Source organism: Bacillus sp. HMA207 (genome assembly GCF_003402455.1).
GTDB classification, from domain to species: Bacteria; Bacillota; Bacilli; order Bacillales; family Bacillaceae_G; genus Bacillus_A; species Bacillus_A cereus.
In genome coordinates, this window is record NZ_BEZT01000001.1 from 303,001 (window position 1) to 325,045 (window position 22,045).

The following is a 22,045-nucleotide window of genomic DNA, read 5'->3' on the forward strand; positions in this document are numbered from 1 at the left end:
ATGCAATTACATTGAATCGAGAACACATGAAACAAAAAACAGGAGTTTGTAAGCCCCTGTTTTTGTCGATACTATTTCAATAAGCGAAACGCTTTCTCTGTATTAGCAAAATGCAGTTTTACAAACTCAGGTAATCTTTCTTTACCTACTTTTTGAATTAATTTAGCAGCGGCGATATCAACTTGTTTACCAGCACCTTTTGGAAGTGGCATACCAGCTTTTTTACTTAGTTCGTCAAATTGTTTTACGAATGAGTAGCGAGCTAAAATAGAAGCAGCGGCTACTGCTAAATGGACGCTTTCACCTTTCGTAGCGAAATAAACATTTTCACGCTGTACCTGTTTTTGTTTTGCTAAATATTTATAGTATGTATCAGGTTGTGTGAATTGATCGATTAAGACGCCTTCAGGTTTTGTAGGTGCCATTTTAGCTAATAAGTTTGTAATAGCTTTATTGTGTAGTAAAGCTTTTAACTTACCTTGGTTGTTTCCTTTATCAAATAGCTCGTTATACTTTTCATTATGAAGGACAAGGGAGCTGTAAGGAACAACGTGTAGAAGTTGTTTCGCAATGGCAGTAATTTGATCGTCATTTAAGTTTTTAGAGTCTTTTACACCAAGTTCTTTTAGTAGTGGAATTTGCTTTGCATCCACATATACAGCAACGACTGTCATCGGTCCAAAGAAATCTCCCGTACCAACTTCATCAGACCCTACAATAGACATTGTACCGATGGAAGCAGGAGGCGCATAACGATGGGAATCGACAGATTTTGTTACAGCTGTTTTCGGTGTTTGAGAGACAGTTTGCCAACGAGAAGCTTCTGCTTCAGCGCGGCCTCCTTGGAACATTACTTTTCCAGATTTATACGCTGTAATCGTGCAAGATGGTACCTTTGCCATGAAGATTCCGCCTTGCGGAGTTTTTGAGCTAAGCGAATGTTTATATTGTTGTTTCATGTCTTCAATTACTGTAGAATTTGTTTGAATTACGATAGAATTTGACATAATGGTCGCCCCTTTTTTTATATTGTTATTTTTATCATATCGGATTGTTCTTTCTGTTTCCATATTATGAAGGTTCATGGTATGATAAACTTTAGGATTCTGTACGTGATTGGAGGCCGGTGAGTTGTCACAACAAAAGGGAAAGAAAAGTCGAATTAATGTAGAAATCTATGGTCAGCAATATTCAGTTGTTGGCGATGAAAGTACAAGTCATATCCGCATGGTAGCAGCGATTGTGGATGATAAAATGCGCGAACTCAATGCCAAGAATCCTTCGCTTGACACGAGTAGACTAGCGGTATTGACGGCGGTAAACGTCATACACGATTACATAAAATTAAAAGAAGAACATGAGAAATTGAAAGAAAGTATGACAAAAAAAGGAATGGAATAACATGATTGATATTATTATCATTTTACTGCTTGTTATGGGATTTTTCCTCGGCTTACGCAGAGGGTTTATTCTGCAACTTGTAAAGTTAACAAGCTTTATTATCGCATACCTTGTTGCATACTGGTACTGTAAAGATTTAGCGCCAGCACTTGCGAAATTTATTCCGTATCCATTTGATAAAAACGTATCTGTTCCAGAATGGATTGATGCAAATAATATTGAGACAGTATTTTATCAAGCGCTTGCGTTTATCATATTGTTTATTATCACTAAAATTGCACTTTCATTACTTGGTAATTTGTTAAATATGTTTGCAGAAATACCGGTTTTAAAGCAAGTAAATGCGTTTGCGGGGGCAATCCTCGGATTTTTAGAAGTATATATTATTTTGTTTGTCTTAATTATCATTGGGAACATTCTTCCGATTGAACAATTACAAACACCATTACAACAATCATCAATTAGCAAAATAATTGTAGACGATACACCGATTCTCTCTGAAAAGGTGAAGGAACTATGGCAGACAGGTAGCAGAGTATAACTTCTCTTTTTTCGGAAAGAGAAGTTTTTTTCTATGAAAGAAAGGCGGGACAATGATGAAAGTAAATAAAAAACAAGTGATCAAATTATTAGAGACAATCGGGCTTTTTATGGAATTAAAGGGCGCGAATCCATTTAAAATATCTGCATTTCGTAAAGCGGCAGCAGCGTTAGAAAGTGATGATCGTAGTCTTTCTGAAATTGAAGATTTCACAAAGATTCCAGGCATCGGAAAAGGAACAGCAGCCGTTATTCAAGAATATATAGAATCGGGAACATCTGAAGTATTACAAGAACTTGAAAAAGAAGTACCAAGTAGCTTATTGCCGTTATTAAAACTACCAGGACTTGGTGGTAAGAAGGTAGCTAAGTTATATAAAGAACTTGGTGTTGTTGATATGGAATCGCTAAAAGCTGTTTGTGAGGAAAATAAAGTACAAGCTTTAGCAGGTTTCGGTAAGAAGACAGAAGAGAAAATATTAGAAGCAATCGATCAAGTAGGCTCTCGTCCAGAGCGTTTACCAATTGCGATGGTATTGCCTATTGCCGGGGAAATAGAGGAGAAATTGTCGAATATTGCTGAAGTAATTCGTTTCTCTCGCGCTGGTAGTTTGCGCCGTGTTCGTGAAACAGTGAAAGATTTAGATTTTATCATTGCAACGACAGAACCAGCAGCGGTACGTGAGCATTTACTACAATTTGATAATATGATTGAAGTAATAGCAAGTGGAGATACGAAAGTTTCTGTCCGTCTTCAATATGAATATGATATTTCAATTGATTTCCGTTTAGTAAAACCAGAAGAGTTTATTACAACTCTTCACCATTTCACAGGATCAAAAGACCATAACGTAAAAATGCGTCAAATCGCAAAAGATAAAGGCGAGAAAATTAGTGAGTACGGTGTAGAGAACTTGGAAACAGGTGAAGTGAAAACATTTGAGACTGAAGAAGACTTCTTTGCTCATTTCGGTTTGCCATTTATTCCGCCAGAAGTGCGTGAAGATGGAAAAGAAATTGAATTAATTAAAGAGTATCCGAACTTAATTCAGTTTTCCGATATACAAGGTGATTTACATATGCATACAACTTGGAGTGACGGTGCTTTTTCTATTGAAGAAATGGTACAAGCGTGCCGTGCTCGTGGATATAAGTTTATGGCGATTACTGATCACTCGCAATATTTGAAAGTGGCGAACGGTTTAACGAAAGAGCGTCTTCGTGAGCAAGCGAAAGAAATTGAACGTATGAATGAAAAGTATCCAGACATTACAATTTTACGCGGAATTGAAATGGACATTTTACCAGATGCCTCGCTTGATTTTGATGATGAAGTATTAGCAGAATTAGATTATGTCATTGGAGCGATTCACTCTAGCTTCTCACAAGACCGTGAAACGATTATGAAGCGTCTACGTACTGCACTTGAGAATAAACATGTCACAATGATTGCCCATCCTACAGGACGTCTTCTCGGGCGTCGTGAGGGTTATGATGTAGATACAGATTTATTAATTGAACTAGCAAAAGAGACAAATACAGTTTTAGAATTAAATGCGAATCCGAACCGTCTAGATTTAAGCGCGAAATTATTAAAACAAGCACAAGATGCTGGTGTGAAAGTAGCGATTAATACGGATGCTCATACGCTTGAAATGTTAGAAGATATGGAAACAGGTGTAGCAGCAGCACGTAAAGGTTGGATTCAAAAAGATAACGTGATTAACACGTGGGATATTGAACGTTTATTAGACTATATTAAACGTAATAAGTAATACAAGGGGGACCTGCAACATGTTAGAAAGAACGTTGCGTGTATTAGAATACAATAAAGTAAAAGAACAATTACTTGAACATACAGCATCTTCACTTGGTCGTGACAAAGTGAAGCATTTAGTGCCGAGCACTGATTTTGAAGAAATTGTAGAAATGCAAGATACAACGGATGAAGCAGCGAAAGTTATTCGTTTAAAAGGTAGTGCACCATTAGGTGGTATTACGGATATTCGCTCAAATGTGAAGCGTGCAAAAATTGGGAGTATGTTAAGTCCAAATGAATTACTTGATATTGCGAATACGATGTATGGTAGTCGTAATATGAAACGTTTCATTGAAGATATGGCTGATAACGGTGTCGAGCTTCCGATTTTAGAAACTCACGTCGCTCAAATTGTATCTTTATATGATTTAGAAAAGAAAATTACAAATTGCATCGGTGACGGCGGTGAAGTAGTCGATAGCGCAAGTGATAAACTGCGTGGTATTCGTACTCAAATTCGTACTGCGGAAAGCCGTATTCGTGAAAAGCTAGAAAATATGACGCGTTCTTCAAACGCGCAAAAGATGCTGTCTGACTCGATTGTAACGATTCGTAACGAACGTTACGTAATCCCAGTAAAACAAGAATACCGCGGCGTATATGGTGGTATTGTTCACGATCAATCGGCTTCTGGACAAACGTTATTTATTGAGCCACAAGTCATTGTAGAATTAAATAATGCACTGCAAGAAGCACGTGTGAAAGAAAAACAAGAAATCGAACGCATCTTATTAATGTTAACAGAAGAAGTGGCAGTAGAAGCGGATATCGTTTTATCAAACGTAGAAGTAGTTGCAAATCTTGATTTTATCTTTGCGAAAGCTTTTTATGCGAAGCGAATTAAAGCAACGAAACCAATCGTAAATAACGAGCGTTATATGGATTTAAGACAAGCTCGACATCCGCTAATCGATCCAGAAATAATCGTGCCAAATAACATTATGTTAGGGAAAGATTTCACGACAATTGTTATTACAGGACCGAATACAGGTGGTAAAACAGTTACGCTGAAAACAGTTGGTATTTGTGTGTTAATGGCGCAATCTGGCCTTCACATTCCAGTAATGGATGAGTCAGAGATTTGTGTATTCAAAAATATCTTTGCTGATATCGGTGATGAGCAATCGATTGAACAAAGTTTAAGTACGTTCTCCTCACATATGGTGAACATCGTTGATATTTTAGAAAAAGCTGATTTTGAAAGTTTAGTTTTATTCGATGAATTAGGTGCTGGAACAGACCCGCAAGAAGGGGCTGCACTTGCCATTTCAATTTTAGATGAAGTATGTAATCGCGGTGCTCGCGTTGTTGCAACGACGCATTATCCAGAATTAAAAGCATACGGATATAACCGTGAACAAGTTATTAATGCGAGTGTTGAGTTTGATGTGAACACGTTAAGCCCAACGTATAAATTATTAATCGGTGTACCAGGACGTAGTAATGCCTTTGAAATTTCGAAACGTCTTGGATTATCTGATCGCGTCATTGACCAAGCACGTAACCACATTAGTACAGATACGAATAAAATTGAAAATATGATTGCGAAGTTAGAAGAAAGCCAGAAGAACGCAGAGCGTGACTGGAACGAAGCAGAAGCGCTTCGCAAACAATCTGAGAAACTTCATCGTGAGTTGCAACGTCAAATTATTGAATTTAACGAAGATCGCGACGAACGATTATTAAAAGCGCAAAAAGAAGGGGAAGAAAAAGTCGAAGCTGCAAAGAAAGAAGCAGAAGGCATTATTCAAGAACTTCGTCAATTGCGTAAAGCACAGCTTGCAAATGTGAAAGACCACGAGCTAATTGAAGCGAAGAGTCGTCTAGAAGGCGCAGCGCCAGAGCTTGTTAAGAAACAAAAAGTAAATGTGAAAAACACTGCACCGAAACAACAGTTACGTGCAGGTGATGAAGTGAAAGTATTAACGTTCGGTCAAAAAGGTCAACTACTTGAAAAAGTAAGCGATACAGAGTGGAGCGTACAAATCGGTATTCTGAAGATGAAAGTGAAAGAATCTAATATGGAATACATTAACACACCGAAGCAAACAGAGAAAAAAGCAGTTGCAACGGTAAAAGGTAGAGACTATCATGTTTCATTAGAACTTGACCTTCGTGGTGAACGATTTGAAAATGCAATGGCGCGCGTTGAGAAATACTTAGACGATGCCCAGCTTGCAAGCTATCCTCGCGTATCAATCATTCACGGTAAAGGGACAGGAGCACTTCGCCAAGGTGTACAAGATTACTTGAAGAAGCATCGCGGTGTAAAAACCTTCCGTTACGGTGACATGGGCGAGGGAGGCCTAGGCGTAACAGTTGTCGAATTAAAATAGAAAACAACGAAACAAAGGGGAAACCATTATATGTTTATGGACAAACTTGCAAAAGTATTGTTAGCTTGTTGTGGAATATTTTTGGTGATTGGGGTTATTTATTTAGTTGTTTTTGCGAAGTGAAAAAGCGTCAATCGTGGCAGAATGATATTGCCATAGATTGACGCTTTTAATATATGTGAAAAGGAACAAAACATGAAAATCAACCAATACATAAGCGAAGCAAAATCCTGCTCAAGACGTGAAACAGACCGCCTTATTAAAGCTGAACGCGTGGCTATTAACGGCGAAATATGTACGCACGGTGCACTCGTGAGCGATGGTGATGTAGTAACGATTGATGGACAGGTTATTGCAAAAGAAGAGAAAGAAAAGGTGTATATCGCCTTTCATAAGCCAGTTGGCATTACTTGTACAGCAGCTGATCATATTGAAGATAATATTATTGACTATATCAATTATCCAGAGAGAATCTTTCCAGTTGGACGATTAGATAAAGCATCAGAAGGACTTATTTTATTAACGAATGACGGCGGGATTGCGAATCAAATTTTACACGGAGATCATGAGCACGAGAAAGAATATGTTGTCACAGTCGATAAACCTTTTACAGATTGGTTTATTGATGAGATGTCCCGCGGTGTAAAGATTAAAGATGGGATGACGAAGCCATGTAAAGTGACGAGGGTTGATCAGTCTACATTTCGCATCGTTTTAACGCAAGGAATGAACAGACAGATTCGTAGAATGAGCCGCGCTTTCGGGTTTACTGTAACAAAGCTAAAGCGAGAACGCATTATGAATATAAAGCTAAATGATCTTCAAGTAGGAAAGTGGCGAGACATTACAGGTGAAGAATTAGAATTATTAATAGGACAGTTATAGGGAGGAAAAATTTTCTCCCTATATTTTTTTGTCAGAAAAAATAAAACTATTGATTTTTTAAAAAATAGCCCATATAATAAAAAACAACAAGTTTCGACAAGATATTTTATAAAAGTAATGATGAGGACATGAGTTGTTTTTTACGATTCTCAGAGAGGGAGGCCTTAGGCTGTGAGCTTCCTAATACGGAAAGACAAACTTACCACCTCTAAACTTCAAGAGTGAACTGCATGATGCATTGTAATTCTTGGCGGATAAAACCGTTATCAATTTACACGAGCTATAAAATGAGCTTATTTCGTTATAAATTCATTTTATTAGAATAAGGGTGGAACCACGATTTCAACACTCGTCCCTTTGTTAGGGACGGGTGTTTTTTGCGTTCTTTTACGGGGAAGTATGCTTGAAAGAGGATATGTGACGGATTTTAATTCAGAATATTTTGTTAATTTATAATTATTATGTAGGAGGTTAGTAGAAATGAAATCATCTTTAAAGTTTTCTGAGATGTTTGCAATAAGTTTAATGTTATTTGCACTATTTTTCGGTGCAGGTAATATGATTTTTCCACCAGCGTTAGGGCAAGGTGCTGGAACGGACGTATGGATCGCGCTGTTTGGTTTTATCGTAACAGGCGTTGGACTACCTTTATTAGGAGTAATTGTTATAGCTTTAAAGGGAGATATTAATGAACTAGCAGGACGTGTACATCCTATATTCGCACTTGTTTTTATCACTGCAATTTATTTATGTTTAGGCGTATTCGTAAGTGTGCCGCGTACAGGAACAGTAGCTTATGAGATGAGTGTTGCACCGTTTTTACCAAGTGAGATAGCTGGTCAGTCATATCCACTTGTTATCTTTACATTTATTTTCTTTGCAGTCACTTTCTATTTAGCTTTAAATCCTTCGAAATTAGTGGGTCGTATTGGTAAGGTGCTAACTCCAATATTATTAGCTGTTATTGCAATTATCGTAGGTAAAGCACTTATTACACCAATTGGAGAATTTGGTGCACCGACAGAAGCGTATAGTGCTCCTCTCTTTAAAGGATTTATTGATGGATATTTAACTTTAGATGGACTTGCAGCACTGGTATTCGGAAATGTTGTAATTCATGCGTTAAAAGAAAAAGGAATTACAAATAAAAACAGTATTGCAAAAGTAACAATCTTTGCAGGATTTATTGCAGCGCTTGGTCTACTACTTGTGTATTTAGCACTTGCTTATCTTGGAGCTTCTAGTGTGTCACTTGGAATGGGCGCAAACGGAGGAATTATTTTAACAAATGTCGTGAATCATTTATTTGGTAGCTACGGAACTTTATTACTAGGGATCGCAATTACAGCAGCATGTTTAACAACTTCTGTAGGTATTGTTGCAGCTTGTGGTGATTACTTCTCTTCTTTATTACCAAAGCTTTCTTATCAAAAAGTCGTTTTCATTTTCTGTGTATTAGCATTTATGGTAGCAAACCTTGGGTTAACTCAGTTAAATGCATTAGCATTACCAATCTTAATCGCAATTTATCCAATTGGAATCGTACTTATCGTATTATCACTTGTTGAAAACTACGTTCGTCTTCCATTAGCGATGTATGTGGGTGGGATTGTAGGAGCATTTGCAATAAGTTTCTTTGATGGGTTACACAATGCAAATCTTCAAATTGCAGCGCTAGCACCTATTTTAGATAAGATTCCATTATATAGTGTAGGAATTGGTTGGTTAGTTCCAGGCATATTCGGTATAGGATTTGGTTATATAGTTTCTAAGTTTCAAAAGCAGGAAATTGCTGTAGAAAAATAGAGAAAAGAGGCTTTCTATAATAGAAAGTCTCTTTTTTTGTAAAAAAAGCCGCATATAGAGAAATTTAGATATTAAAAATTTTATACGTAATATAGTTGACAAAAAATTTATGAGTAGGCTAAGATTGACTTAGTTGTGGAAATATTGGAAGGGAAGTGAGGGAAACGGGGTTTCTATAACTATAGTGTTGTTATGGGAAGAGGTGAAAGAAGAGGAGAAGAGAAAGTTTATTTTTTTTGACTTACATTGAGAATGATAATCAATAAATACGTTTTATAATTTTTTCTCAGTTTCTATGCCTTCGTATAAGGAATAGGGTGAGATATTATTTTTAATATTCAATGAGAATGATAATCAATAATGCTTATGTTACATAAAAGAATGCTAATTAAATAATAGGTAGAAGAGATTATTTTTTTCTTATGAATTGAGAATAATTATCATTTTCGGAAAAAGTGAAATGAAAGATAACCAAGGAGGAAACAAGAAAAATGAAAAAGGTTTCTGTATTACCCGCTTTTATTATAACGTTCGTATGTATGCTAGCTTTTCTTGTAATGCCATACGGCAATGCTTCAGCAAAACTAGCTGATGGTACTTACGATATTAATTACGTAATTCAAAAAGCGGAAAATGATTCAGCTTCAATGGCAAATGACTATTTTGAAAAGCCAGCAAAATTAATAGTGAAAAACGGTGAGATGAGAGTACAAGTTTCGATGAATCATAGTGCTTGGATTACAGAATTTAAAGCACCAGAGAACGGAAATTTTGTTGATGCGAAAGTTGTTAGTAAAGATGAATCGGCAGATAAAAGAACAGTAGAGTTTAAAGTAGATGATTTATCCAAACCGGCAGCTGTAAAAATTCATGTTGTTGTACCAAATGCAAACTATGACCACCACTACACAATTCGTTTTGCATTTGATGCAAATGTAAAAGCTGTAGGTGGCGATAATGGCGTAGCTGCTACAACAAAAAATAATGATCAAGCGAAAACAGATACACAAGTAAAAGAAGAGGGAGCAAAAGTAGAGAGTAAGGAAACAGCTAAAGAAGTGAACAAAGAAACAAAAAATGAAAATGGAAAAGCTGAAAAAACAGATAACCCAAAAACAGGCGATGAAGCACGTATTGGATTGTTTGCAGCGTTAATTCTTATTTCAGGTGCTTTCTTAATTCGTAAAGTGAACTTGAGTAAATAAATCTTTTGAAGGGTGATGAATATATGTTTAAACAATTTAAAATGATTATTGCCGTATTTGCTGTTTTATTTACATTTATCGCAACACTAGGTTTACAAGATGCAAAGGCTGCTACAAAACTAGCTGATGGAAAATATAATATTGCTTTTACTGTATGGAAAGGCGATAAAGATGAATCGTCTAGAATGAATAGTTATTTTGAAAGCCCAGCAACATTAACAGTTAAAAATGGAAAACAATATGTTTCATTTAAAGTGAAAGATAGTGCTTCTATTAAAAGTTTCCAAGTAGAAAAAGATGGTCAATTTGTAGAAACAACCGTGTTAAGTGAAAACAAAAAAGATAATACTAGAGTTGTAGAATTTGAAGTTGCTGACTTGTCAAAAAAACTAAATGGCAAGGTGAAAATTAATATTCCAATTATTAATTATAATGCTTCGTATGATATTCGCTTTGTATTTGATGGGAACAGTATTAAATAATTTTCAAAAGGGAGAGTCGTTCCATTGAACAGGTATACAAAAATTATTGTTGCTATGTTTTTAATGATATTTACATTCGTATCAACATTACAACCACTTGTAGTTCAAGCAGCTACCAAGTTGGCTGACGGTGAATATTCAATTGGCTTCAAAGTTTTAAAAGATACATCAGATGAAGAATCGATGATGAATCAATATTCAGTAAGTCCGGGAACTTTAAAAGTGAAGGATGGGAAAAAGAAAGTATCCTTTACATTAACAAATAGTTCATGGATTACGAAATTTGAAACAGAAAAAGCAGGTAAGCTAGTTGCGACAAATGTAATTAGTGAAGATAAAGAAAAAGATACAAGAGTAGTAGAATTTGATGTAGAAGATGTAGAGAAGGTATTAAATGCAAAAGTAAAAGTAGATATTGATTTTTTAAATTATCATCATGAGTACGACGTTCGTATTGCATTTGATCAAAATAGCATTACACCAATTCATGTAGAAAAACCAAATGAAAAAGAGGACCCAGCTAATAAGCCAGATCCAAATGAAACTACCGATCCAGGTCAGAAGCCCGACCAAAAGCCTGACCCAGATCAACAACCAAATTCTAACACAATTACAGATGGTGCGTACAGCATTCCATTTAAAGTGTTAAAAGATCAAACAGATGAAGAATCTAAGATGAATAGTTACATGGTAAATCCAGGAGTATTAAAAGTAGAAAACGGTAAGAAAAAAGCAATTGTAACACTAAAAAGTAGCTCATTAATTAAAAATTTCCAAACGGAAAAAGATGGCGCATTTGTTGATGCAAAAGTAGTGAGTGAGGATAAGGAAAAAGATACAAGAGTAGTAGAGTTTGAAGTAAACGATTTATCTAAAAAACTAAATACAAAAGTATTTATCGAAATGGCATCAAGAAATTATAAGCAAATGCATGATGTACAACTTTTATTTGAACAAGATAAACTTGAACAAATTAAAAATGAAGAGAAACAACCAGAAGCAGAAAAACCAGAAGTAGAAAAACCGGAAGCAGAAAAACCAAAAGTAGAAAAACCAGATGAAAATAAAAAAACAGATGCTGAAACAATTAAAGATGGTGAATACAGCATCAATTTTAAAGCATTAAAAGATCAAACAGACGAAATTTCAATGATGAACACATATACAAAAAGTCCAGGTGTGCTAAAAGTAAAAGATGGTAAGAAGTATGTATCATTTACGTTAACGAACAGTTCTTGGATTACAAAATTTGAATTTGAGAAAAATGGTTCGTTTATTGATGCAAATGTAATAAGTGAAGATAAAAAAACTGATACACGCGTAGTGGAAGTAGAAGTACCAGATTTATCGAAAAAGTTAAATGCAAAAGTAAAAGTAGATATCGATTCAATGAATTATCACCATTTTTACGATATTCAATTTGCATTTGATAAAGGTAGCATTAAGCCGTTAGATAACCAAGGTGAAAACACCAACCAAGGTGGAAACACCAACCAAGGTGGAAACACCAACCAAGGTGAAAACACCAACCAAGGTGAAAACACCAACCAAGGTGGAAACACCAACCAAGGTGGAAACACCAACCAAGGTGAAAACACCAACCAAGGTGAAAACACCAACCAAGGTGAAAACACCAACCAAGGTGGAAACACCAACCAAGGTGAAAACACCAACCAAGGTGAAAACACCAACCAAGGTGAAAACAACAACCAAGATAATAACACAACAATTGATCCAAAAGCTCTTAAAGATGGTGAATACAGAATTGGCTTTAAAGTGTTAAAAGATCAAACAGATGAAATCTCAATGATGAACACATACACAAAAAGCCCAGGTGTATTAAAAGTAAAAGATGGTAAGAAATACGTATCGTTTACATTAACAAATAGTACATGGATTACGAAATTTGAATTTGAGAAAAATGGTTCTTTCGTTAATGCAAAAGTGTTAAGTGAAAATAAAGAACAAAATACAAGAGTAGTAGAAGTAGAAGTAAACGATTTGTCTAAAAAATTAAATGCAAAAGTAAAAGTAGATATTGATTCAATGAATTATCACCATGTCTATGATGTTCAATTTGTATTTGATCAAGACAGTATTAAAGCTTTAGGGAACCAAGGCGGAAACGACAACCAAGGCGGAAACGACAACCAAGGCGGAAACGACAACCAAGGTGAAAACGACAACCAAGGCGGAAACGACAACCAAGGTGGAAACAACAACCAAGATGAAAATAATAAACCGAGAGTAATAGTTGATCCGAAAAATTTAGTAGATGGCCAATATGATATTACATTTAAAGTATTAAAAGATAAAACAGATGAGATTTCAAAGATGCATGACTATGTTGTAAATCCAGCGAAATTAATCGTAAAAGATGGTAAAAAATACATTGAGATGACGCTGGAAAATAGTGCGTGGATTACGAAATTCCAAACGGAAAATAAGGAACTATTCGCTGATGCGAAAGTAGTAAGCGAAGATAAAAATGCAAATACGCGAGTAGTACAGTTTGAAGTAGAAGATCTATTTAAAAAATTAAATGCAAAAGTAAAGGTAGACATCGATGAGATGAACTACCATCATTTCTACGATGTACAAATTCAATTTGATACAAATAATATCGGCGCGTTAGGAACTATTAAAGAGGAACCGAAAAATCCAGTGACTACACCGAAAGTAGATAATGTAAAAACAGTAGGTACTCCTGATTTTAACCGAAATGCAGATGGTCAGAAGAAAAAAGAAGATACAAAAAATGATTCAAAAAAAGAGAAAAATTCAAAAACTGCAGATACAGCACAACTTGGTTTATACATGGTGTTACTGCTAGGTTCACTTGCTTTACTAGTTCGTAAATATAGAGCAGGTAGATTGTAATTTTTGGAGTCTTGATGCATATTCGCGTGTATCAAGACTTGTTTCATATTGTATGGAAAGGAGTGGTGATTGAGAGTGAAGAAAATTGCAAGTGTACTAATGGCTATCATTTTGTTAATGAGTATAGCCGGGTGCTCATCACCAAAAAAAGAAACAGCAAAGCAGGTAAAGAGTGAGAGTAAAGAGCGCGTTGTTGCAACAACAGTGGCTGTTACTGAAATTATGGATGCGTTAGAAGTAGATTTAGTTGGCGTTCCAACAAGCTCTAAAACTTTACCGAAGCGATATAAAGGTTTACCTGAAGTTGGGAATCCAATGAGTCCAGATATGGAAAAGGTAAAGTCATTAAAGCCTTCAGAAGTGTTATCTGTGACAACACTTGAATATGAATTAAAGCCAGTTTTTGATGGTGTGGGTATGAAAGCAAACTTTTTAGATTTAACGAGTTTGAAAAATATGCAAAGTTCTATTAGCCATTTAGGTAAGAAATATGGGCATGAAAAACAGGCCGAAGCAGTAGTAACTAAATTAGATAAAAAGGTTGCTAGCATTCAAAAAGAAGTAAAAGGAAAGAAAGAACCGACAGTACTTGTTTTATTAGGTGTGCCGGGAAGTTATTTAGTAGCAACAGAGCATTCTTATATTGGAGATTTAGTGAAACAACTAGGTGGTAAAAATATTGTGCAAGGTGAACAAGTAGAATATTTAGCTTCTAATACAGAGTATTTAAAGAAAGCTGATCCAGATATTATTTTACGAGCAGCTCATGGTATGCCTGATGAAGTTGTAAAAATGTTTGATAAAGAATTTAAAACAAATGATATTTGGAAACACTTTGCTGCGGTTAAAAATAACCGTGTTTACGATTTAGAAGAGCGTTTATTTGGAACGACAGGCAATTTAGCAGCAATTGAAGCGTTAGATGAATTGAAAAAAATGATGTATCCGTGATGCATTTTAATATAAAGGAAGAGTAGAATGAATAAAAAAACTTGGAGTTTCCTCATTGTTACTGCATTGCTTATTGTTATGACATCATTGTCAGCGATGAAAGGGAGTTTAGAAGTAGGTATTGTTGAACTTGTACAAGGGATATTTACAGGTGGAAATGAAGATGTTGAAGTCATTAAAGATTTACGTTTCCCGCGTATTATTATTGCGTTGTTCACTGGAGCGGCTCTCGCTGTTTCAGGTGTGCTTTTTCAAGCTGTTATGAAAAATCCACTCGCCGATGCTGGGGTAATCGGTATATCTTCAGGAGCAAGTTTTATGACACTCGTTATTATTACGTTGTTCCCGCAATTCTTTTTCTGGACACCCGTATTCGCCTTTTTAGGTGGTGCGCTTGCATGTTATCTCGTTTATTCGTTTTCATGGAAATCAGGATTAAGCCCGCTTCGCATTATTTTAATTGGTATTGCCATTAATGCAATGTTTACTGGATTAAATGAATCATTCGTTACGATTTGTGGGTATTTTATTAAGAGTATTAAGCAAACGACGACTTCTAACATAACAATGAAGACGTGGGGCGATGTAGAAATAATGGTGACTTATGGAACGATTGGTCTTATTCTTGCTCTGTTCGTAGGAGCTTGGTGTAACTTATTATCGCTACAAGATAAGACTGCGAAAAACTTAGGCTTGCACGTGACGAGAGTTCGTCTTATTATTTCTGCCATTGCAGTACTCTTAGCGGCAGTATCAACAGCGATTGCAGGTGTTATTGCTTTTGTAGGATTACTAGTTCCGCATATTTCAAGACAATTAGTCGGTTCAGACCATAAAGTATTAATTCCATTTTCTGCTCTTGCAGGGGCGTTATTAATTTTGACGGCAGATACGATTGGAAGGTTAATTGTGCCACCTAACGAAATTCCAGCAGCAACAATTATGGCGGTTATTGGTGGTCCATTCTTAATATTCTTGCTTAGAAAGAGTGATAAAGTTCATGGAAATTAAAAATGTAACCTTTTCATACGATAACGTAACAAATCGATTAAAGTCTGTTAGTAGTGAAATAGAAATTGGGAAAATTACAACAATCATTGGACCGAATGGATGTGGGAAATCAACATTACTTAGTGTCATGTCTAGAAACCACGCTCCTAGCAGTGGAGAAGTAATACTTGATGGGAAAGCGATTAGTGAATATAAACCGAAAGAGTTTGCTAGAAAACTAGCGGTTGTCCATCAACAAAATGAGGCTCCAGCAGATATTACAGTGGAAAAGCTAATAAGCTTCGGGCGTATGCCATATAAAAATATATTCTCTTCGCAAACAGATGAAGATAGAGAAGCGATTGAGCGTGCGCTAGTATGTACGAATTTACAAAGTAAGCGTGATAAGCCAATTTATGCTTTATCTGGTGGAGAGAGGCAGCGAGTTTGGATCGCAATGACATTAGCTCAAAATACACCAATGCTCTTCTTAGATGAGCCGACCACATATTTAGATATTTACTATCAGCTAGAAATATTAGAGTTAGTGAAAGAGTTAAATGAAGTGCATGGACTAACGATTGTAATGGTATTACATGATATTAATCAAGCCATTCGTTATAGCGACCATATTATCGTTATGAAAGATGGAGAAATCATTACGAAAGGTAATCCTAATGATGTAATAACAGAAGAAATGGTTAAAGCAATATATGGTGTAGATGTCATTGTAAAGCAGGATGAAGATACCGGATTGTACATGGTACCTATGGGAATCTAAAGGCTGAGCATAATCCGTTTTGAGGTGATAATTTGAATAGTAAGAAAGGACGGAAAAAGAATTCTTTTTTTCAACGCATACTTACAATTGTGTTTTTAGGAATCTTTTTCTATTCAATGTATGAGTTGGGCGGGATTTTCATGGATTATTATGAAAATCGTAAAGTAATGGCTGAGGCACAACATATTTATAAAAGAAGTCCAATGGAAGAAAAATCAGAAGATGGAGAGGTACGTAAACAGTTTCAGGATCTCCAGAAAATTAATCCAGAGATAGTCGGATGGATTACGATGGATGATACACAAATTAATTATCCAATCGTTCAAGCAAAAGATAATGATTACTATTTATTTCGTAATTATAAAGGTGAAGATATGAGAGCGGGAAGCATTTTTATGGACCATCGTAATGATGTGAAATCTCAAAATCGAAATACGATTTTATATGGCCATCGTATGAAAGACGGTTCTATGTTTGGTAGTTTAAAAAAGATGTTGGATGAAGACTTTTTTATGTCTCATCGTAAATTATATTACGATACATTATTTGAAGGATACGACGTGGAAGTTTTTTCAGTATACACGACAACAACGGACTTTTATTACATTGAAACGGATTTTGAAAATGATGCAGCATATACATCGTTCTTAAAGGAAATTCAAGAAAAATCACTGTACAAAACGGATACGGAATTGACGGCTAATGATGAAATCGTAACACTTTCTACTTGTGACTATGCGCTTGATCCAGAGGCTGGAAGGCTAGTTGTACATGCAAAATTAGTAAAAAGAAATTAAAGAAAAAAGTATAGAATATGAGAAGTGATAGATAACGCTTCTCATATTCTATACTTTAAAAAAGGACTGTTTTTACTGTGCTGCAGCCATTGGCATACGTACAACTTTTACATCATAGTAAGTAATGTTATTATCAAGAATATATTCTGGCATTCCGCCTTGATGTGAGTGAGCATCTTTAAATGCAGCGCTCTTTGTCCAACCTTGGAAATCTTCTTTTGCATTCCAGCGAGTGCTAATTGTTACTTCATCATAATCAACTGTATTTTGCGTTAAAAGAACTTCTAGACCTAAAAAGCCTGGCATCGTTTCAACTTTACCTACTTTATTAAAACGCTCAATTAATTTATGTCCATTTCCCTTTGTAATTTTAGCTGTATTTGTAACGATAATCATGTTTATTCCTCCTATAAATATAGCCTTTATTTTCGAGAACTCATATACATTAAATGATAATGAAAATCATTATCATTGTCAATGCTAAATGTGAAATATAAAAGTTTTTTATATTATATTGGACAGTAAGATTTCCAGTTCAAAATGTAGTAAATATGTGGCAGTTAAGCGAGAGAATGAGCGAGTTGTACTAGCAAAGCAATAATATGGTATAGTGAAACGAGGCTGTTTTTTCAGTCTCGTTTTTTAAATGCTTCCTGTAGAGAAAGCATGCAAATGGAAAGGAAGTTATTATATGCGATCAGAAGTAACTGTAAAAATAAAACCGAAATTTATAAAAGAAATTAAAAGTGGATATCCGCTTATTTTAAAAGATGCGATTCAAAATTTAAATGATGTTCGTGAAGAAGGAACAATCATTAAAGTAGTAGATGAGAAGAATCAATTTATCGGAAAAGGCTATTATGGAAAACAAAATAAAGGATACGGCTGGATTTTAACGAGAAAAGAGAGTGAACAAGTTAATCAATCTTTCTTTGAAAGTAAAATCAAATCTGCCTTACATAAACGAAAGCAATTTTACAAATCAAGTGATACGACAGCATTCCGTGTGGTGAATGGTGAAGGTGATGGTCTTGGAGGACTAATTATCGATTATTATGATGGCTACTACGTAGTAAGTTGGTATAGTGAAGGGATTTACACTTTCAGAGATGAGATTATAGCAGCTCTTCAAAAAGTAGCAAACTTTAAAGGCATTTATGAGAAAAAGCGTTTTGATACGAAAGGGAAATATATTGAGGGGGATGATTTCGTAGCAGGAGAGCGCGGCGAGTTCCCACTTATCGTAAAAGAGAACGGTGTAAACTTTGCGGTTTATTTAAATGATGGGGCAATGGTTGGTGTATTTTTAGATCAACGTAACGTTCGAAAACAAATTCGTGATAAATATGCAAAAGGAAGAACAGTGTTAAATATGTTCTCTTATACAGGTGCTTTCTCTGTATTTGCAGCGCTTGGCGGAGCGAGCAAAACGACGAGTGTGGATCTTGCAAATCGTAGTTTAAGTAAAACGATTGAGCAGTTTAGTGTAAATGAAGTTGATTATGAAGCACAAGATATTATTGTAGAAGATGTATTTCTTTACTTCAAATATGCAGCTAAGAAAAAGATGAAATTTGATATGGTCGTACTTGATCCTCCAAGCTTCGCCCGATCAAAAAAATATACATTTAGTGCAGCGAAAGATTATAAAAACTTATTAAAAGAAACAATTGCCATTACAGAAAATAACGGAATTATCGTTGCTTCTACAAATTGTAGCGCATTCGATATGAAAAAGTTTAAAGGCTTTATCGATACAGCCTTTAAAGAAATGAATGGCAAATATAAAATATTAGAAGAACATTCTTTACCAGAAGATTTCCGTACCATTGATCAATTTAAAGAAGGAGACTATTTAAAAGTAGTTTTCATCGAGAAAATTAAAGGTTAATAAAGAAAAGGAGCTCGAGTTTACTTGAGCTCCTTTTCTTATTGAACGATATTTTGTACTCTACCGACTTGTCCGTCCTGCAATCGCACTTTAATGCCATGCGGATGGGAAGGGGAGTTTGTTAAAATATCTTTTACAATGCCACGTGTTAATTTACCTGTTCGTTGATCTTGTTTTAATACAATATCAACTTCAAGACCGGGTGCGATATTAGAACGTTTTTGTCCGTTCATTTACACACCTGTACGTCTACGTTGGTTGTTTGTCTTTTTCGTTTGTTGATTTTGTAGTTTTTTTGTTTCTTGGCTTTGATTTTTTGCATTTTGACCATTTCCATTTCCTTGCTTTTTCTTAGCAAGTTGTTCACGCATTAAATCAGCTAAGCTTACTTTTTTGTTTTCTGACATGATAAGTCTCCTTTATATAAAGTTAATTATGAACAATCATAGTGAATTTCATCATATCATTGTTAAGGAAGGAAGGGAAGTTGGTTTGAAAATTCATATATTTGTTTCCAGTCTGTAGTAGTTACGATACAATTGAGTTGTTAACGTTTGTAAAAAGGGGATAGACATATGTCACATCATATTTTATTAGTTGAAGATGATCTCTCAATTCAAGAGATGGTGGAAAAGTATTTGATAAAAGAGGGCTTTCAAGTAACAATTGCGTCTGATGGAGAAGAAGGCGTGAACACATATTTAAAAGGTTCATTTGATTTGATTATCCTCGATATTATGATGCCGAAGCTAGATGGCTTAGAGGTTGTACGAATCATTCGAGAAAAAAGTGCTGTTCCGATTTTAATGATGTCGGCAAAAGATACAGATGTTGATAAAGCTGTTGGATTAGGACTTGGAGCAGATGATTACATTTGTAAGCCATTTTCTATGATTGAATTAGCTGCACGTGTAAAGGCAGGTATTCGAAGATCTACGAAATATTCGGCTACAGAAACAACAGAAAAGATGATTCAAATTGGTGATTTAACGATTGATCCAATTAATTTTACTGTAGAAAAAAACGGGAAGCCTCTCAAACTTACTTTAAAAGAATTTGAGATTCTAAAATTGTTTGTAAAAAATCAAAATCGTGTATTTACAAAAGCACAAATATATACACTAATTTGGAACGAAGAGTATTACGGTGACGATAACGTTATTAATGTTCATATGAGAAGGTTGCGTGAGAAAATCGAAAGTGATCCATCTAATCCAGAATATATTAAAACGTTATGGGGTATCGGCTATAAGTTGGAAGTGATGTAATATGGTCAATTTGTTAATAAGTATTATTTTTATATTGTTATGTGTCATTTACATACAATATAAAATGAGAAAAAATAGTAGTAAAAATTTACGATACACATATGAAAAGTTAGAAAATATTGTAAATGTACAAACGGGCGAGAAGTTACTCGTTATGACAGATGATCTAGAATTGCAAAAATTATTAGTGGCAATTAATCAATTATTAGATGCAAAACAGAAAACGAATGCAGATCATGCAAAAGTAGAAATTTCGATGAGAAAAATGCTTTCAAATATTTCACATGATTTAAAGACGCCACTAACAGTTATTCTTGGATATACAGAAATGTTAAATAAGGATAAAACGATGAATAAAGAAGAACAGCAAATATTACTTGAAAAGGTGCATGTGAAAACACTAGAAGTAATGGAACTGATTCATAAGTTTTTTGATTTAGCAAAACTAGAATCTGGTGACAAGGCAATCGAGATGACAAAAGTAAATATGAATGAGGTTTGTCGTGAGAAGATTTTATCTTTTTATGATTTAGTAACATCGAAAGGTTTTCATGTTCATATTGATATACCGGAAAGAAATATATATGCACTTGGAAATGTAGAAGTATTAGGCAGGGTATTGAACAATTTAATATCAAATGCGATTACATATGGAGACGATGGAAAGACACTTGGTATGACGTTAAGAGATGATGAAACGAATGTGTATATAGACGTATGGGATACAGGAAAAGGAATTGATGAATCGCATATTGATAAAGTGTTCGAGCGTATGTACACACTTGAAGATTCAAGAAATAGATTGTACCAAGGGAGCGGTTTAGGGTTAACGATTACGAAAAGGCTTGTGGAAGCGATGGATGGAAAAATTCATCTTTCTAGTAAGCCGTATGAAAAAACAATTTTTACAGTTGCATTAAAAAAGATGCAGTTTTAGCTTGTAGAGAAGTAGATTCTACAAGCTTTTTTTTCAGCGTAAGGAATTTGTAAGAAACGGGTAAGAAAAAAGAGATTTCCGTTGTCTATTATAGAAATATAGAGTATTGCGAAAGGGGAAAGTAACATGACATATATATTAAAAACAAACCAGTTAACGAAAGTGTTTAAAGGGAAAGAAGTTATTTCCGGTGTTAACATGCATGTGAAAAAAGGAGAAATTTACGGTTTTTTAGGACCAAACGGTGCTGGTAAAACAACGATTATGAAAATGATTACAAATTTAATAAAACCGACGAGTGGTGATATTGAAATCTTCGGTGAGAAATTAACAGATACATCTTATGAAGTATTAAAAAGAATGGGGACAATTATTGAATACCCAATCTTTTATGATAAATTAACGGCGAAAGAAAACTTAGACCTGCATTGTGAATATATGGGCTACTACGATAAAAATGCAATTGACCATGCTTTACATTTAGTGAAACTACAAGGGATAGATAATAAAAAAGTAAAAGATTTTTCATTAGGAATGAAACAACGACTCGGTATTGCAAGGGCAATCGTGACAAAGCCAGAATTGCTCATTTTAGATGAACCAATTAACGGTTTAGATCCAATTGGTATTAAAGAGTTACGAGAGTTATTTAAAATGCTCTGCAAAGAATATGGCATTACATTATTAGTGTCTAGTCATATTTTAGGTGAGATGGAACTAATGGCGGATACAATTGGTGTGATTCAAAATGGAAAACTAATAAAAGAAGTTTCAATGAAGAGTATTAACGGAAAACAAACAGAGTATATTGAAATTACTGTTCCTGATGTGAAACGTGCAGCTTATATTTTAGAGGATAAAATTGGTATAAAAAATTACAAAATAATGAGCGGAAACATGATTCGGGTTTATGAAGTGGCGGTGACACAGCAAGCCATTTCAAAAGCACTTATTATGAACGATGTGGAAATTGAAAGTATTAATAAAAAACATAGTTCCTTAGAAGAATATTTCTTAAATGTAATGGATGGAGAAGGTATTCATGCTTAATGGACTGTGGCTGAATCTGGTAAGTG

General features: G+C 34.9%; 21 protein-coding genes and 1 other annotated feature. Of the genes, 17 read left to right on the plus strand and 4 right to left on the minus strand.

Features of this window, described 5'->3' with window-relative positions; translation table 11 throughout:
- Positions 1 to 71: 71 nt before the first annotated feature.
- Positions 72 to 1,007 (minus strand): ribonuclease HIII, encoded by a 936-nt coding sequence (gene rnhC / locus HMAS_RS01730; protein ID WP_000071601.1) that lies wholly within the window; start codon positions 1,005 to 1,007, stop codon positions 72 to 74.
- Between the two features lie 124 nt (positions 1,008 to 1,131).
- Between rnhC and zapA the strand changes: the two genes are divergently transcribed.
- The 13 genes from zapA (at position 1,132) to srtB (ending at position 16,873) form a co-directional block, all read left to right on the plus strand.
- Positions 1,132 to 1,401 carry a cell division protein ZapA gene (zapA, locus tag HMAS_RS01735; RefSeq protein WP_000082701.1) on the plus strand — a complete coding sequence of 90 codons (270 nt, stop codon included), beginning with the start codon at positions 1,132 to 1,134 and terminating at the stop codon, positions 1,399 to 1,401.
- A gap of 1 nt (position 1,402) precedes the next feature.
- Positions 1,403 to 1,942: a CvpA family protein gene (locus tag HMAS_RS01740; RefSeq protein ID WP_000565408.1), complete on the plus strand. Its 540-nt coding sequence runs from the start codon at positions 1,403 to 1,405 to the stop codon at positions 1,940 to 1,942.
- A 55-nt stretch (positions 1,943 to 1,997) separates the two neighbouring features.
- Positions 1,998 to 3,716 carry a DNA polymerase/3'-5' exonuclease PolX gene (gene polX, locus HMAS_RS01745; protein ID WP_000867532.1) on the plus strand — a complete coding sequence of 573 codons (1,719 nt, stop codon included), beginning with the start codon at positions 1,998 to 2,000 and terminating at the stop codon, positions 3,714 to 3,716.
- Positions 3,717 to 3,735: 19 nt separating this feature from the next.
- Positions 3,736 to 6,096: an endonuclease MutS2 gene (locus tag HMAS_RS01750; RefSeq protein ID WP_000893713.1), complete on the plus strand. Its 2,361-nt coding sequence runs from the start codon at positions 3,736 to 3,738 to the stop codon at positions 6,094 to 6,096.
- Between the two features lie 195 nt (positions 6,097 to 6,291).
- Positions 6,292 to 6,981 (plus strand): 23S rRNA pseudouridine(2604) synthase RluF, encoded by a 690-nt coding sequence (locus tag HMAS_RS01755; RefSeq protein ID WP_116344685.1) that lies wholly within the window; start codon positions 6,292 to 6,294, stop codon positions 6,979 to 6,981.
- 108 nt (positions 6,982 to 7,089) lie between these two features.
- Positions 7,090 to 7,341: a binding site (T-box leader), on the plus strand.
- Between the two features lie 120 nt (positions 7,342 to 7,461).
- Positions 7,462 to 8,787: a branched-chain amino acid transport system II carrier protein BrnQ6 gene (gene brnQ6, locus HMAS_RS01760; protein WP_000842639.1), complete on the plus strand. Its 1,326-nt coding sequence runs from the start codon at positions 7,462 to 7,464 to the stop codon at positions 8,785 to 8,787.
- A gap of 491 nt (positions 8,788 to 9,278) precedes the next feature.
- Positions 9,279 to 9,992, plus strand: coding sequence for a heme uptake protein IsdC (gene isdC, locus HMAS_RS01765; RefSeq protein ID WP_076875941.1), 714 nt, complete (start codon positions 9,279 to 9,281; stop codon positions 9,990 to 9,992).
- A 23-nt stretch (positions 9,993 to 10,015) separates the two neighbouring features.
- Positions 10,016 to 10,474 (plus strand): NEAT domain-containing protein, encoded by a 459-nt coding sequence (locus HMAS_RS01770; protein ID WP_000476164.1) that lies wholly within the window; start codon positions 10,016 to 10,018, stop codon positions 10,472 to 10,474.
- A gap of 24 nt (positions 10,475 to 10,498) precedes the next feature.
- Positions 10,499 to 13,354, plus strand: coding sequence for an NEAT domain-containing protein (locus HMAS_RS01775; protein ID WP_116344686.1), 2,856 nt, complete (start codon positions 10,499 to 10,501; stop codon positions 13,352 to 13,354).
- Between the two features lie 69 nt (positions 13,355 to 13,423).
- Positions 13,424 to 14,305, plus strand: a complete 882-nt coding sequence (gene isdE / locus HMAS_RS01780) for a heme ABC transporter substrate-binding protein IsdE (RefSeq protein ID WP_048533852.1) — start codon at positions 13,424 to 13,426, stop codon at positions 14,303 to 14,305.
- 27 nt (positions 14,306 to 14,332) lie between these two features.
- A complete protein-coding gene (locus HMAS_RS01785; RefSeq protein WP_001036848.1) occupies positions 14,333 to 15,316 on the plus strand; it encodes a FecCD family ABC transporter permease in 984 nt (327 codons plus the stop codon).
- Positions 15,306 to 16,076, plus strand: a complete 771-nt coding sequence (locus HMAS_RS01790) for an ABC transporter ATP-binding protein (protein WP_044306745.1) — start codon at positions 15,306 to 15,308, stop codon at positions 16,074 to 16,076. The genes HMAS_RS01785 and HMAS_RS01790 overlap by 11 nt, the downstream gene beginning before the upstream one ends.
- Before the next feature lie 32 nt (positions 16,077 to 16,108).
- Positions 16,109 to 16,873 carry a class B sortase gene (gene srtB, locus HMAS_RS01795; protein ID WP_001086122.1) on the plus strand — a complete coding sequence of 255 codons (765 nt, stop codon included), beginning with the start codon at positions 16,109 to 16,111 and terminating at the stop codon, positions 16,871 to 16,873.
- Between the two features lie 72 nt (positions 16,874 to 16,945).
- Here srtB and isdG read toward each other — a convergent pair whose 3' ends face one another.
- Positions 16,946 to 17,269, minus strand: coding sequence for a heme oxygenase (isdG, locus tag HMAS_RS01800; protein WP_000587820.1), 324 nt, complete (start codon positions 17,267 to 17,269; stop codon positions 16,946 to 16,948).
- 295 nt (positions 17,270 to 17,564) lie between these two features.
- On the opposite strand from isdG, the gene HMAS_RS01805 reads away from it, so the two are divergent.
- Positions 17,565 to 18,764 (plus strand): class I SAM-dependent rRNA methyltransferase, encoded by a 1,200-nt coding sequence (locus HMAS_RS01805; RefSeq protein ID WP_001255974.1) that lies wholly within the window; start codon positions 17,565 to 17,567, stop codon positions 18,762 to 18,764.
- A 38-nt stretch (positions 18,765 to 18,802) separates the two neighbouring features.
- On the opposite strand, the gene HMAS_RS01810 is transcribed toward HMAS_RS01805, so the two are convergent.
- Together HMAS_RS01810 and HMAS_RS27585 are read right to left on the minus strand one after the other, a co-directional pair.
- Entirely contained in the window at positions 18,803 to 18,997 is a 195-nt protein-coding gene (locus HMAS_RS01810) for a YwbE family protein (RefSeq protein ID WP_001014310.1), read from the minus strand.
- Complete coding sequence (locus HMAS_RS27585) at positions 18,998 to 19,171, minus strand: hypothetical protein (RefSeq protein WP_001293578.1); 174 nt, start codon at positions 19,169 to 19,171, stop codon at positions 18,998 to 19,000. It lies immediately after the preceding gene.
- Positions 19,172 to 19,339: 168 nt separating this feature from the next.
- On the opposite strand from HMAS_RS27585, the gene HMAS_RS01815 reads away from it, so the two are divergent.
- From HMAS_RS01815 to HMAS_RS01825, 3 genes are all read left to right on the plus strand, one after another.
- Positions 19,340 to 20,032: a response regulator transcription factor gene (locus tag HMAS_RS01815; RefSeq protein WP_000018056.1), complete on the plus strand. Its 693-nt coding sequence runs from the start codon at positions 19,340 to 19,342 to the stop codon at positions 20,030 to 20,032.
- A 1-nt stretch (position 20,033) separates the two neighbouring features.
- Complete coding sequence (locus tag HMAS_RS01820; protein WP_016125943.1) at positions 20,034 to 20,969, plus strand: HAMP domain-containing histidine kinase; 936 nt, start codon at positions 20,034 to 20,036, stop codon at positions 20,967 to 20,969.
- Positions 20,970 to 21,095: 126 nt separating this feature from the next.
- Entirely contained in the window at positions 21,096 to 22,019 is a 924-nt protein-coding gene (locus HMAS_RS01825; RefSeq protein WP_000221064.1) for an ABC transporter ATP-binding protein, read from the plus strand.
- Positions 22,020 to 22,045: the final 26 nt, after the last annotated feature.

What these genes read in the sequence shown, in the direction of transcription:
- rnhC (WP_000071601.1), bottom strand. Translation starts at nt 1,007, where the DNA reads ATGTCAAATTCTATCGTAATTCAAACAAATTCTACAGTAATTGAAGAC.
- HMAS_RS01740 (WP_000565408.1), top strand. Translation starts at nt 1,403, where the DNA reads ATGATTGATATTATTATCATTTTACTGCTTGTTATGGGATTTTTCCTC.
- polX (WP_000867532.1), top strand. Translation starts at nt 1,998, where the DNA reads ATGAAAGTAAATAAAAAACAAGTGATCAAATTATTAGAGACAATCGGG.
- HMAS_RS01750 (WP_000893713.1), top strand. Translation starts at nt 3,736, where the DNA reads ATGTTAGAAAGAACGTTGCGTGTATTAGAATACAATAAAGTAAAAGAA.
- HMAS_RS01755 (WP_116344685.1), top strand. Translation starts at nt 6,292, where the DNA reads ATGAAAATCAACCAATACATAAGCGAAGCAAAATCCTGCTCAAGACGT.
- brnQ6 (WP_000842639.1), top strand. Translation starts at nt 7,462, where the DNA reads ATGAAATCATCTTTAAAGTTTTCTGAGATGTTTGCAATAAGTTTAATG.
- isdC (WP_076875941.1), top strand. Translation starts at nt 9,279, where the DNA reads ATGAAAAAGGTTTCTGTATTACCCGCTTTTATTATAACGTTCGTATGT.
- HMAS_RS01770 (WP_000476164.1), top strand. Translation starts at nt 10,016, where the DNA reads ATGTTTAAACAATTTAAAATGATTATTGCCGTATTTGCTGTTTTATTT.
- HMAS_RS01785 (WP_001036848.1), top strand. Translation starts at nt 14,333, where the DNA reads ATGAATAAAAAAACTTGGAGTTTCCTCATTGTTACTGCATTGCTTATT.
- HMAS_RS01790 (WP_044306745.1), top strand. Translation starts at nt 15,306, where the DNA reads ATGGAAATTAAAAATGTAACCTTTTCATACGATAACGTAACAAATCGA.
- isdG (WP_000587820.1), bottom strand. Translation starts at nt 17,269, where the DNA reads ATGATTATCGTTACAAATACAGCTAAAATTACAAAGGGAAATGGACAT.
- HMAS_RS01805 (WP_001255974.1), top strand. Translation starts at nt 17,565, where the DNA reads ATGCGATCAGAAGTAACTGTAAAAATAAAACCGAAATTTATAAAAGAA.
- HMAS_RS01810 (WP_001014310.1), bottom strand. Translation starts at nt 18,997, where the DNA reads ATGAACGGACAAAAACGTTCTAATATCGCACCCGGTCTTGAAGTTGAT.
- HMAS_RS27585 (WP_001293578.1), bottom strand. Translation starts at nt 19,171, where the DNA reads ATGTCAGAAAACAAAAAAGTAAGCTTAGCTGATTTAATGCGTGAACAA.
- HMAS_RS01815 (WP_000018056.1), top strand. Translation starts at nt 19,340, where the DNA reads ATGTCACATCATATTTTATTAGTTGAAGATGATCTCTCAATTCAAGAG.
- HMAS_RS01820 (WP_016125943.1), top strand. Translation starts at nt 20,034, where the DNA reads ATGGTCAATTTGTTAATAAGTATTATTTTTATATTGTTATGTGTCATT.
- HMAS_RS01825 (WP_000221064.1), top strand. Translation starts at nt 21,096, where the DNA reads ATGACATATATATTAAAAACAAACCAGTTAACGAAAGTGTTTAAAGGG.